This is a genomic window from Amycolatopsis speibonae (assembly GCF_042647925.1).
In the GTDB taxonomy this organism is placed as follows: domain Bacteria; phylum Actinomycetota; class Actinomycetes; order Mycobacteriales; family Pseudonocardiaceae; genus Amycolatopsis; species Amycolatopsis speibonae.
Genome location: NZ_JBHRWK010000044.1, coordinates 164,628 through 177,265, shown reverse-complemented (window position 1 = coordinate 177,265; position 12,638 = coordinate 164,628). Strand labels below are relative to the sequence as shown.

Below are 12,638 nucleotides of genomic sequence, written 5' to 3'. Positions count from 1 at the left end.
CGCCCTGGCAGCGCGGTCCCGGCAGCCGCGATGGACGACCCTGCGGTTAGGCTTGTCGTTCTAGTCCGATACCCGTCCCCGCATGCTTCGGAGCGTGGAGTGCCCGCCAACACCATTGAGACCGTCGTCAGCCTGTGCAAGCGTCGAGGCTTCGTTTTCCCGTGTGGAGAGATCTACGGCGGTACCAAGTCGGCGTGGGACTACGGGCCCCTCGGTGTCGAACTCAAGGACAACATCAAGCGCCAGTGGTGGAAGACCGTGGTGCAGAGCCGGGACGACGTCGTCGGCCTCGACTCCTCGGTGATCCTGCCGCGCCAGGTCTGGAACGCGTCGGGTCACCTCGACGTCTTCACCGACCCGCTGATCGAATGCCTCTCCTGTCACAAGCGGTTCCGCGCCGACCAGCTGGCCGAGGACTTCTCCGCCCGCTCGGGCAAGGAGGTGTCGGAGGACGACCTGTCCGAGGTCCCGTGCCCGAACTGTGGCAACCGCGGGCAGTACACCGCGCCGCGTGACTTCAACATGATGCTGAAGACCTACCTCGGCCCGGTCGAGTCCGAGGAAGGCGTGCACTACCTCCGCCCGGAGACCGCGCAGGGCATCTTCATCAACTTCCTCAACGTGCAGACCGCGGCGCGCAAGAAGCCGCCGTTCGGCATCGGCCAGATCGGCAAGTCGTTCCGGAACGAGATCACGCCGGGCAACTTCATCTTCCGCACGCGCGAGTTCGAGCAGATGGAGATGGAGTTCTTCGTCGAGCCGGGCGAGGACGAGACCTGGCACCAGTACTGGATCGACGCGCGTACCGAGTGGTACAAGGACCTCGGCATCAAGGCGGACAACCTCCGCCTCTACGAGCACCCGAAGGAAAAGCTCTCCCATTACTCGAAGCGCACCGTCGACATCGAGTACCGCTTCGCGTTCAACGCGGGCCAGGAGTGGGGCGAGCTCGAGGGCATCGCGAACCGCACCGACTACGACCTCACGACGCACTCGAACCACTCCGGCGTCGACCTGTCGTTCTTCGACCAGGCCACGAAGCAGCGGTTCCGCCCGTTCGTCATCGAGCCCGCGGCCGGTGTCGGCCGGTCGATGATGGCGTTCCTCGTCGACGCCTACCACGAGGAAGAGGTGCCGAACGCCAAGGGCAGCACCGACACCCGCGCGGTGCTCAAGCTGGACTACCGGCTCGCGCCGTTCAAGGTCGCCGTCCTCCCGCTGTCCCGCAACGCCGACCTCACGCCGAAGGCACGCGACGTCGCGGCGACGCTGCGCAAGCACTGGAACGTCGACTTCGACGACGCCGGCGCGATCGGCCGCCGCTACCGGCGCCAGGACGAGATCGGGACGCCGTACTGCGTCACCGTCGACTTCGACTCCCTCAACGACCACGCGGTGACCGTGCGGGAGCGCGACAGCATGGCGCAGGAGCGGGTCGCGATCGACAAGCTGGAGTCTTACCTGGCGGGCCGCCTGATCGGCGCCTGACCACCCCGCTCGGCTGATGCCATGAAAGGTCCTTTCCTTGCGAAATTCGCAAGGAAAGGACCTTTCATGGCGTTGGTGACCCAGTGGCGGCTCGCGCTTCCGGGGTCTCGTGAGTGGCTAGGCCGGTTATCGGGCCGAAAGGCGAAGGCGTCTTGTCGGTCGGGATGAAGGGGACTTTCGTCGCACGCATGCGGGGAAGGTTCCCTTCACGCCACGTTTGCCTTACCCCTCAAGAGAACCGGCCTGTATTGCCTACCTACGCCTGACCTGAGTGAAGGTGGCGATTCAGGAGAGTGTCGGGTCGTCGCAGCCACCCGCTGGAGCACTTCTGCCTACCGGTAAGTACTTGAAGGCCCCTTCCTTGCGCCAGGCGAAAGGATGGGGCTTCACACCCGGGCTCGCACCCCTGACAACTGTCACCCTCAGGTCGTGACGCGCGGCCCAAGGCCGGAACGCCCCGGCGCGACATGCTTTGGGCATGCGAGAACAAGACATCACCGCGGGGGCGGCGGTACGACTTTCCGGTCTGCGTAAGCACTATGGCGACGTCCATGCCGTCGACGGCGTGGACCTCACGATCGCGCCGGGCGAGGTGGTCGCCCTCCTCGGCCCCAACGGCGCGGGCAAATCCACCGCGGTCGACATGATCCTGGGTCTCACCTTGCCCGACAGCGGCACCGTGGCCGTCTTCGGCCGGAAGCCGGGCGACGCCGTCGGCGACGGGATGATCGGCGCGATGCTGCAGGGCGGCGCGCTCGTCGAGGATCTCACGGTCGCCGAGACCGTCGGCATGGTCGCCGCGCTGCACCGCAAGCCGATGCCGGTGCGCGAGGCGCTGCGCCGCGCCGGGATCGAGGACATCGCGAACCGGCGCTCCACCAGGCTTTCCGGCGGGCAGAAGCAGCGTGTGCGGTTCGCGGTCGCGCTGGTGAGCGACCCCGATCTGCTGATCCTCGACGAGCCGACCGCCGCGATGGACGTCGGCACACGCCGCGAGTTCTGGAAGTCGATGTACGAGTACACGAACTCCGGTCGCACGGTCCTGTTCGCGACCCACTATCTCGAAGAGGCCGAAGAGTTCGCCGACCGTGTCGTGCTGATGCGGTCGGGGCGGATCGTCGCGGACGGTTCGGTCGCGCAGGTGCGTGCGCTGGCAGGGGGACGCACGATCCGCGCGGCGGTGCCCGCGGCGGCGGAGCCGGTGATCGCGGGGCTGCCCGCGATCACCGGTTTCGAACTCCGCGGCGGCCGCGTCGCCATCTCCAGTTCCGATTCCGACACCACGCTGCGGGCTCTGATGACCGAAGTCCCCGAAGCGCACGACATCGAGATCAGCGCCGTCGGCCTCGAAGGCGCCTTCCTGTCCCTGACCACTGACAGCACCGAAGACACCGAGGAAGCCGTCCGATGAACCCGACCTATCTCAAGACCGAGATCGTCCGCACCTTCCGTTCGACGCGGTTCGTCCTCTTCGCCGTCGCCTTCCCGGTACTGATGTTCCTGTTGCAGAGCAACGTTTTCAGCTCGGCCAGCGTGAACATCTCCGGGGTGATCATGGTCAACATGATGGCCTTCGGCACCTTCTCCGCCGCGATGACGAGCGGCGCGAAACTGGCCATCGAGCGGTCCACGGGCTGGCAGCGCCAGCTGCGGCTGACCCCGCTGACCGGCTCCGGTTACCTCGGCGGCAAGGCGCTCTCGGCGATGCTCGTCGCCCTCCCGTCGCTGCTGCTCGTGCCGCTCATCGGCGTCCTCTTCCAAGACGTCCACCTCGACGCCTCGGGCTGGCTGCGGCTGGTGTTCGGCATCTGGCTCGGCGCGATCCCGCTGGTGCTTCTGGGCCTGCTGCTGGGCCAGTTCGGCACCCCGGAGTCGATGCAGCCGATGAACATGATCGTCACGATGGGCATGGGCTTCCTCGGTGGCCTGTGGATCCCGATCGACGGGATGCCGTCGTGGATGGCCGACATCGCCCAGGTGACGCCCACGTACTGGCTGATCCAGCTGGTCCGCCCGGTCGTCACCGACCATCTGACGGTGAGCCTCCCGGCCGCGCTCGGTGTGCTGGCGGCGTGGACCGTGGTCCTCGGGGCGCTGGTGGGCAGGCGTTACCGTAAAGACAGTGCGCGGGTCTGAGAAAAGGGTGAACCGGTGAACGACTACCCGGGCAGGGTGAAGACGGGCTTGAACAGCCGGGCGAACTGGTGGTCGGACATGCCACCGCGGACCGGCAGGGGCCCCCGGCCGGGACGGTGGGCGATCCTCGGGATCGCCTTCGTCCTGCCGACCCTCGTCCCCGCGGCGGTCGATCTGGCCACCGACGGGGCGACCGGGAAAGAGCTGGTGATCGCCGCTCTCCTGATCGTCTACGGCTCATGCTATGTGCTGTTCCCGCTCACCTTCCGGCCGTCCAGGCGGAAGACGACCTACGTCTTCTCGGTGCTGATGCTGCTCGTCGGCCTCGCCCTGGTCTTCCTGCACGACAACAACCCGTACATCCTGATCTACGCCACGGCGGTGCTGTCGTTCACCTTGCCGCCGGCGTGGGCGGTGATCCTGGACGGCGGGGCCCTGCTGCTGGTTCTGGCCGTCCACCTGGTCATCGGGAAGGACGACTTCGGCGACCTGGTGGCGGCCACTTCGATCACGGCGGCGATGTTCTTCATGGCGAACCTTGTCCGCGCGGTGCGGAGGCTGGAAGCGGCGAACCAGGAGATCGCGACGCTCGCGGTGGCGGGCGAGCGGGAGCGGCTGGCGCGGGACCTGCACGACATCCTCGGCCACAGCCTCACCACCATCACGGTCAAGGCCGGGCTCGCCCGCCGGATCCTGGAGAGCGGCAAGGACGATCCCCGCGCGTTGCAGGAGATCAGCGAGGTCGAGAGCCTGACCCGCAGCGCGCTCTCGGACATCCGCGCCACGGTCTCCGAGTATCGCGAGGTGTCGCTTTCGGCGGAGGTCGCCGGGGCGCGGGCGGCGCTGCGGGCGGCCGAGATCGACGCGGACCTGCCGCACGCGGTGGACAACGTCGAACCCGCCCTGCAGCGGACCTTCGGTTACGTGCTGCGGGAGGCGGTCACCAACGTGCTCCGGCATTCCGGGGCCAAGCGGGTCAGGGTCCGGCTCGGCAAGACCTGGCTGGAGATCGAGGACGACGGCGAAGGCGGCGAGGTCGCGGCGGGGAACGGGCTGCGCGGGCTGAAAGAACGACTGGACGCTGTCGGCGGAACCTTGACCGCCACCGCGCCTCCTGGGGGAGGATGGCTCGTCCGCGCGGAGGTACCGGAGTCCGCCGTGCGGAGCGGCGCGCGTGCGCCGCTCACCGAACCCGCTGGAGGCTGCGCGTGATCCGGGTCCTGCTCGCCGACGACCAGGCCATGGTGCGTGGGGCGCTGGCCACCGTACTCGGCCTCGAAACCGACATCGAGGTGGTCGCCCAGGTCGGCTCGGGCGACGAAGTGCTCCAACGGGCGAAGGAAACCGCCCCGGACGTCGCGCTGCTCGACGTCCAGATGCCGGGCAAGGACGGTCTCGAAGCCGCCGCCGAGCTGCACGGCGCGCTGCCGTCGTGCCGGATCATCATCTGCACCACCTTCGGCAGACCCGGCTACCTCTCGCGGGCGATGGCGGCGGGCGCGGCGGGGTTCGTGGTCAAGGACGCCCCGCCGGAGCAGCTCGTCGACGCCGTCCGCAGGGTCCACAGTGGACTGCGGGTGGTCGATCCCGCGCTCGCCGCCGAATCGCTCGCCACCGGCGCGAGCCCGCTCACCGGACGCGAGCACGACGTCCTCAAGGCGGCCAAGGACGGCAGCACGGTGGCCGGTATCGCCGCTGCGCTGCACCTTTCCGAAGGCACCGTGCGCAACCATCTTTCGGCCGCGATCGGCAAGACCGGGGCGAGGACCCGGGCCGAGGCGGTACGGCTCGCGGAAGAGCACGGCTGGCTCTGAGATCGTCTCGCCGCTCTGCGAGAATCACCCCCGTGAGTACCGCCGAACGGACCAAGCCCACCCGCGCGAATCGGGTGCGCCGGATCCTCGCGGGGTTCCTGCTGATCGTCGTCGCGGTGATCGGCGGGACGGCGTTCCGGGTCTGGCAGGTCGCGCGGGAAGACGTGCGCGATCAGGCCGACGTGATCGTGGTGCTCGGCGCGGCCCAGTACAACGGCAGGCCGTCGGAGGTCTTCCAGTCGCGGCTGGCCAAGGCGAAGACGCTGTACGAACAGGGCGTCGCGAAGGTCATCGTCACCGCGGGCGGCAAACGGGCCGACGACAACTACACCGAGGCGCAGGCCGGGGCGCAGTGGCTGCGCAAACGCGGCGTGCCCGAGTCGGCGACACTGCCGGTCGGCGAAGGCAGCGACACCCTGCGCAGCTTGCGCGCTGTCGCCGAGCAGGTGCAGAAGCGGGGCTGGAAGACCGCGGTGCTGGTCAGCGACCCGTGGCATTCGTTCCGCGCGCGGGTGATGGCCGACGACCTCGGGCTGGAGGCCTGGACGTCGCCCACCCATCGCGGCCCGATCGTGCAGACCCGCGAGACGCAGGTGCACTACATCGTCCGTGAGACCGGCGCGCTGCTGTACTACCGCCTCACGAAGTCCCCGGCGGACACTCTGTTCGGTACCGGCGAGGTCTGACGCGGCGGTAAGTGTCGGTGATCGCGTTTAAGCTGGTCGCGTGGACACCTACACCGAGGCCGACAGGGCGCGTCTGCTGCCCGAGCGGCCCAAGGGCGCGGCGCTGGAAGGCGCCGAGGACGGGCGGAGCGCCTTCGCCCGCGATCGCGCGCGGGTGCTGCACTCGGCGGCCCTGCGGCGGCTGGCGGGCAAGACCCAGGTGGTCGGTCCCGGTGAAGGCGCCGAGGTCAGCGGTGTGCCACGCACCCGGCTGACCCATTCGCTGGAGGTCGCGCAGATCGGCCGCGGCATCGCGGACGAACTGGGCGCGGACCCGGATCTGGTGGACACCGCCGGGCTCGCGCACGACATCGGGCATCCGCCGTTCGGGCACAACGGCGAGCGCGCGCTGAACGAGGTCTCGCAGTCGTGCGGCGGTTTCGAGGGCAACGCGCAGACCCTGCGGATCCTGACCAGGCTGGAGCCCAAGGTCCTGCTCGAAGACGGGGCCGTCGGCGGGCTGAACCTCACCCGAGCCTGCCTCGATGCCTCCACGAAGTACCCGTGGCCACGTGAAGTGGGCAATCCGAAGTACGGCGTCTACGCCGACGACACCGAGGTGTTCGCGTGGGTCCGTGAAGGTGCGCCGGACCGCCGCACCTGTCTGGAAGCGCAGATCATGGACTGGTCCGACGACGTCGCGTACTCCGTGCACGACGTCGAGGACGGAGTGCTGGCCGGCCGGATCTCGTTGCGGGTACTGGCCGACGCCGAGGAGCGCGCGGCGGTGGCCGAGGCGGCGCGGAGGTTCTCGGACCAGTCGCAGTCCACTTTGGAGGGTGCGGCGAAGGAACTGCTCGACCTGCCCGTGGTCGCGGAACTCACCGAACCGGGACTCGACGGATCACTGAAGGCACAGGTCGCGCTGAAGCGGCTGACGAGTGAACTGGTCGGCCGGTTCGCGACGGCGGTCGTCGGCGCGACGAGGGAGGTGTACGGCGAAGGCCCGCTGAGCCGCTACGCCGCGCGGCTGGTCATCCCGGAGCAGGTCGCGGCCGAGGTCGCGTTGTTCAAGGCGCTCGCGCTGCGGTACGTGATGAGCGACAGGCGGCGCCTCGCGATGCAGGACGGCCAGCGCCAGACGCTCGCCGAACTGGCCGGGGCGCTGTGCCGCCGGGCGCCGGACGCGCTGGACGGCCTGTTCCTGCCCGCGTGGGAGGCAGCCCCGGACGACGCGGCTCGCCTGCGCGTGGTCGTCGACCAGGTGGCTTCGCTCACGGACGCGCAGGCGCACGCGTGGCATGCCTGGCACACCGGCCGCCACGGCTGAGTCGCACGATTGGGTCGTGAGTGTTTTGGGTCGTTCTGGCGGATCCGTATTTGCTTACCCACTGGTGTGGCCGGCGGTCGAGTGTGGAGGATTCAGGACGTTCGACGATGTTAGGAATCGGGACATTCAACGTCCTGATTCCTGCATCGTCGGCCCGGCACTCTCCTGAATCGCCATCTTCGCGCAGGTCAGCGGTAGGTGGGCAAAGACCGGTCCGGACCCGCATCAACCGCAGTGCCTAAGACATTCACGACCATCGAGCCGTGGCGCGGGAAGGCACAGGTCAGGGTGGGTCGTGAGCGGTACGGTCCGTGAAGGCCTCCTTCCCTACCCTGAAGGTAGGGAAGGAGGCCTTCACAGACGTCGCTTCTGTGGCTGAGCCGTGCGAAGGGTGCCTTCGTGCGCGCCGCCGTGGTCGGGTAGTCCGTGAAGGCCCCCTTCACGCGGCTCAGCCGAGGAAACTCGACCTTCACACCTTCCCCAAGTACCTGAAGGGGGCCTTCCTGTACTGCAAGAGAGAAGCGCGGCGGTCACCCAAGCCAAAAGTGGCTTCCGCGCCACGCCGCCGACGCGTCACCCCTGGAACAAAGAGGGGAACTTTCGGACAGGAGACGGACGGGCCCGTGCACGGTACGGTCTGCGGCATGGGAGCTGTCGAAAGCCACCTCCGGTTTGGTCTGGACCTCTATCGGGTGCTGGCGAGCCGCGCGGAGAACGCGTGCTTCTCGCCGTACTCGATCGCGAGCGCGCTCGGTCTGGTGACGCAGGCCGCCAAGGGCGAGACCAGAGACGAACTGATCGCGTTGCTCGGCGATCCGGACGAGCTCGCCGACCTGCTGGGCAAGGCCTCGTCGCTGCTCGACGACGGCCCCGAACTAGCGGTCGCGAACACGCTCTGGGCCTGGGACGGGCTCACGCTCGAAGAGTCCTTCCGCGAGGAGCTCGCCACGTGGCCGGGCGGCAAGGTCGAGAGCGCCCCGTTCGGCGAAGATCCGGAGGCCGCGCGGCGGCTGATCAACGCCGATGTGGCGGAGGCCACCCGCGAACTGATCCCCGAGCTGCTCAAGCCGGGAACGGTCGCGCGGGACACCGTCGCCGCGATCGTCAACGCGCTGTATCTCAAAACCGCCTGGACCAATCCGTTCTCGCGTGACAACACCGCGCCCGCGGACTTCCACGCGCCGTCCGGTGCCCGTACGGTGCCGACGATGTGGCTCGAAAAACAGCTCGACCACACCCACGAGGACGGCTGGCAGGTCGTCCGCCTCGGTGCCGAGGGCGGGGTGGAGGCGATCATCCTGCTGCCGGACGGCGACCTCGACGACGCCGAGCTCGACGCGGGCAAGCTGGCGAGGCTGCTGGAGAACACGCGGTCCAAGACGCTCGCCCTGTCACTGCCGAAACTCGACCTGGACGTCGACAGCCCGCTGACGGCGAAACTGCAGGAACTCGGCGTGCGGACGATGTTCACCGCCGCCGCCGATCTCACCGGGCTCGCCGACGACGACCGGATCGAAGTGTCCGAGGTCGTCCACCAGTCCGTGCTCCGCATCGACGAACAGGGTCTCGAAGGCGCCGCGGCGACGGCGGTGCTGATGCGGCTGACGTCGATCATGGTCGAGGAGCCGCTGGAAGTCGCCGTCGATCGTCCCTTCCTTCTGCTCGTGAGGCACGCCTCGACGGGTGTGATCTACTTTCTCGCCCGCGTTGTCGAGCCGTGAGGATGGTCAGTGAGTCTTTTCCAGGCTGAGGCGGCTGCCGTGGAGGCTGACGAGACTCCCACGAGACCCCGCCGGTTCGCCGCCGCCGACGCCGCCATCATGGGCGGCTTCCTGTTGTTCGCCTTCCTGCTCTACAACGGGCTCTGGCTCGATCTCGAAGAGGGCTATCTCTGGAACAGCGCGTCGGACCAGAACCTGTGGGAGTGGTTCTTCTCCGTCACCGCGGACAACGTGCTGCATCTGAGGAACCCGCTCAGCTCGCACTTCCAGAACCATCCGCTCGGTGTGAACCTGATGGCCAACACGGCCATGCTCGGCATCGGCATCCCGCTTTCGCCGATCACGCTCGTCTTCGGTCCGACGCTCACCTGGGCCATCGCGCTCACCGGCGGTCTCGCCGGCACGGCGGCGGCCTGGTACTGGGTCTTTTCGCGGCATCTGGTCACCCACCGGGTCGGCGCGGCCATCGGCGGCGCGTTCGTCGGGTTCGCCCCGCCGATGATCTCGCACGGCAACGCGCACCCGAACTTCGTCGCGTGGTTCGTCCTGCCGTTCATCGCGCTGCTGGTCTTCAAGATCGCGCGCGGTGAGCGTCCGGTCCGCAACGGGATCTTCCTCGGCCTGCTGGCGGCGTACCAGGTCTTCCTCGGTGAAGAGCCGCTGCTGATCTTCGCGATGGCGTTCGCGATCTTCGCCATCGGCTACTTCGCGACGAACTACCGCGAGTTCCCGCCGATGGCGAAACCGCTGGGGATCGGTGTCGGCATCGGTGTCCTCGTGGCACTCGTGCTGTGCGCTTTCCCGCTGTGGTGGCAGTTCTTCGGCCCGCAGAGCTATCAGGCGATCGAACACGGCCCCGTCGGGAACGACACGGCCGCCTTCACCCGGTTCGCGACGCAGTCCGTCGCCGGGCAGGCGCAGGCCGCCGCGGACGTGTCGATGAACCGCACCGAGGAGAACGCCTTCTTCGGCTGGCCGCTGATCGTGCTGATGGTGGTCATCACCGTCTGGCTGTGGCGCGAGGTGTTCGCGCGGGCGCTGGCGATCTCGATGTTCGTGATGGCCTGGCTCTCGCTCGGCGTGCAACTCGTCGTGGTGCACGAGGAAACCGGGATCCCGGGACCGTGGAAGATCCTGTCGGAACTGCCGCTGTTCGAATCCCTGCTGGAATCGCGGCTCGCGATGGGCTGCATCCCGCTCATCGGCGCTCTGCTGGCCCTGGCGACCGAACGCGTCCACACGGTCGCGTCGAAGCTGCCCGAAGTGCCGGGGGAGCGGCGATTCCCGTTGCGGCTGGTGTGGATCGGCGTCGTCATCGCCGTCCTGTTGCCGATCGCGCCGACGCAGCTGATCGTGAAGGAGCGGCCGCCGACACCGAAGTTCCTCGCCGACGGCACCTGGCGGTCCTACGTCGCGCCCGGCGGGACCGTGGTGCCCGTGCCGTTGCCGAGTTCCGGCGAATCGGAACCGCTGCACTGGCAGATCGACGCGGGGCTCGGCTATTCGATGCCGGAGGGCTACTTCGTCGGCCCGAGCGGCCCGGAGGACAAACGCGGTCGCTACGGCGCCATCCAGCGGCCGACGTCGATCATCTTCGACCAGATCAAGCAGACCGGGGTGCCGGCGACGATCACCGAGTCGCAGCGGGTGCAGGCGCTGGAGGATCTGCGGTACTGGAACGCAGACGTCCTCGTGCTGATCCCGCGCGAGCACCAGGACGCCTTCCGGGCCACCGTGGACCTGCTGCTGCGGAAGCCCGCCGAGTTCGTCGACGGTGTCTGGGTCTGGGACGTCCGGACGATCACCCCCTGACGCCCTGCGTTTCGTCCTCTGAATGCGGAGATGCCGGGGAACGGACCGTGATCGAAAAGGCGGGGTGGTGCACGTCACCGGGGAGCGCCTGTCACGTCCGCGCGGGCCGTCTCGTCCACCTGGTGTTCGCAACCGCACGAGGAGGACACCATGCCGCGTATTCCCGTCGTCAAGACCGCCGATGCCGGCTTCCTGCTGAAGCTGATCTACAAGTTCGCCGGGAAGCGCTTCGGTGCCGTGCCCGAGCCGATGGCCGTCTACGCGCACCACCCGGCGCTGCTCCGGGCGAACGGCGTGCACGAGATGCTGGCGGAGAAGGCCAGCAAGACACTGACGTCGAACGTGCGCGAGCTGGCCGTGTACCGCGTCGCGACCCGGCTCGGCTGCTCGTGGTGCATCGATTTCGGGACCATGCTGCAACTGCACGAAGGGCTCGACATCGAACGGCTGAAGAACATCGACGACTACGCGAAGTCGCCCGCCTTCACCGCGCAGGAACGGCTCGCGCTCGCGTACGCCGACGCGATGACCGAGAGCCCGGTGACCGTCACCGACGAGCAGGTCGCCGAGCTGGAAGGCGAGTTCGGCCGCAAGGGCGTCATCGAATTGACCTACCAGATCGGCCTGGAGAACATGCGTGCCCGGATGAACAGCGCGCTCGACATCACCGCGCAAGGCTTCACCTCGGGCGATGCCTGCCAGATCCCGCTTCCCTGACTGAACGCGGTCAGGAACCGGCGCGGCTCCGCGCGGTGGTGAGCTTGTCCGGGTTCGCCATGTCGTAGATCGCCACGATCTTCCCGCCACGGATGACGAAGGCGTCGACATGCTCGTCGAGCGCCCGATACTGCTCCGAAGCGGACTGCGGCGGGATGTAGAGCCCGAGGTCGCCGTTGACCAGCGCGAGCCGCGCCTGCTCGATCCCGGCCGGGTCGTACATCCGCATGAGTCCCTGGAACAGCCGGGTGACCTTGTCGAACCCGGTGACCGTGTGCACCGCCGTGCGCGCCTTGCCACCGCCGTCGCCGACGAGGACGACGTCCGGGTGCAGCACCTCGGCCACCGCCTGGATGTCGCCGGTGAGCATCGCTGTCATGAACTTCTCGATGATCTGCTGCTGTTCGGCGAGCGCCGTCCGGGGCGGCGGGTCGGCGTCGGCGACCGCGCGGCGGCCGCGGGAACCGTGCTGGCGCGCGGCCTCCACCGTGCAGCCCAGGATTTCGGCGATCTCGCCGAACGGCACCGAAAACGCGTCGTGCAGGACGAACGCGACGCGCTGCTCGGCGGTCAGCCGGTCGAGGACCACCATCGCCGCCATCCGCATCCCGTCGTCGCGGACGGCGACCGTCAGCGGGTCCTCCGACGCCGGCGTGCCCAGCGGGCCGAGTACCGGTTCCGGCAGCCACTCGCCGACGTACCGCTCGCGGCGCACCACCGCCGAGCGCAGCCTGTCGAGGCAGATCCGGCTGACGACGGTGGTCAGCCAGCCCTTGTGGTCCTCGATGGCCGAGCGGCGGCGCTCGTCGAGGCCGCTCAACCGCAGCCACGACTCCTGGACCGCGTCCTCGGCGTCGGACAGCGCGCCTGTCAGCCGGTAGGCGACCGACACCAGATGGGGACGCAGAGTGGCGAAGTTCCCGGCGAGTTCGTCCAGGGCGGTGCTCATTCCCCG

General features: G+C 68.4%; 11 protein-coding genes. 10 read left to right on the top strand and 1 reads right to left on the bottom strand.

Going from position 1 to position 12,638, the window contains the following annotated elements:
• Positions 1 to 99 precede the first annotated feature (99 nt).
• The 10 genes from ACFOSH_RS26930 to ACFOSH_RS26885 all read left to right on the top strand — a co-directional run bounded on the left by ACFOSH_RS26930 (position 100) and on the right by ACFOSH_RS26885 (position 11,683).
• Positions 100 to 1,488, top strand: a complete 1,389-nt coding sequence (locus ACFOSH_RS26930; protein WP_378241852.1) for a glycine--tRNA ligase — start codon at positions 100 to 102, stop codon at positions 1,486 to 1,488.
• A 478-nt stretch (positions 1,489 to 1,966) separates the two neighbouring features.
• A complete protein-coding gene (locus ACFOSH_RS26925; RefSeq protein WP_378241851.1) occupies positions 1,967 to 2,899 on the top strand; it encodes an ABC transporter ATP-binding protein in 933 nt (310 codons plus the stop codon).
• Positions 2,896 to 3,624, top strand: coding sequence for an ABC transporter permease (locus ACFOSH_RS26920; protein WP_378241850.1), 729 nt, complete (start codon positions 2,896 to 2,898; stop codon positions 3,622 to 3,624). The genes ACFOSH_RS26925 and ACFOSH_RS26920 overlap by 4 nt, the downstream gene beginning before the upstream one ends.
• Before the next feature lie 15 nt (positions 3,625 to 3,639).
• Entirely contained in the window at positions 3,640 to 4,836 is a 1,197-nt protein-coding gene (locus ACFOSH_RS26915) for a sensor histidine kinase (protein WP_378241849.1), read from the top strand.
• A complete protein-coding gene (locus ACFOSH_RS26910; protein ID WP_378241848.1) occupies positions 4,833 to 5,438 on the top strand; it encodes a response regulator transcription factor in 606 nt (201 codons plus the stop codon). Before ACFOSH_RS26915 ends, ACFOSH_RS26910 begins: the two co-directional genes overlap by 4 nt.
• 32 nt (positions 5,439 to 5,470) lie before the next feature.
• Positions 5,471 to 6,124 carry a YdcF family protein gene (locus tag ACFOSH_RS26905; RefSeq protein WP_378241847.1) on the top strand — a complete coding sequence of 218 codons (654 nt, stop codon included), beginning with the start codon at positions 5,471 to 5,473 and terminating at the stop codon, positions 6,122 to 6,124.
• A gap of 40 nt (positions 6,125 to 6,164) precedes the next feature.
• Positions 6,165 to 7,433, top strand: coding sequence for a deoxyguanosinetriphosphate triphosphohydrolase (locus tag ACFOSH_RS26900; protein ID WP_378241846.1), 1,269 nt, complete (start codon positions 6,165 to 6,167; stop codon positions 7,431 to 7,433).
• Positions 7,434 to 8,077: 644 nt separating this feature from the next.
• Entirely contained in the window at positions 8,078 to 9,154 is a 1,077-nt protein-coding gene (locus ACFOSH_RS26895; RefSeq protein ID WP_378241845.1) for a serpin family protein, read from the top strand.
• Positions 9,155 to 9,163: 9 nt separating this feature from the next.
• Entirely contained in the window at positions 9,164 to 10,966 is a 1,803-nt protein-coding gene (locus ACFOSH_RS26890) for a glycosyl transferase (protein WP_378241844.1), read from the top strand.
• Between the two features lie 150 nt (positions 10,967 to 11,116).
• Positions 11,117 to 11,683, top strand: a complete 567-nt coding sequence (locus ACFOSH_RS26885) for a carboxymuconolactone decarboxylase family protein (RefSeq protein WP_378241843.1) — start codon at positions 11,117 to 11,119, stop codon at positions 11,681 to 11,683.
• Between the two features lie 10 nt (positions 11,684 to 11,693).
• Here ACFOSH_RS26885 and ACFOSH_RS26880 read toward each other — a convergent pair whose 3' ends face one another.
• Complete coding sequence (locus tag ACFOSH_RS26880) at positions 11,694 to 12,632, bottom strand: sigma-70 family RNA polymerase sigma factor (protein ID WP_378241842.1); 939 nt, start codon at positions 12,630 to 12,632, stop codon at positions 11,694 to 11,696.
• Between the last annotated feature and the right edge of the window lie 6 nt (positions 12,633 to 12,638).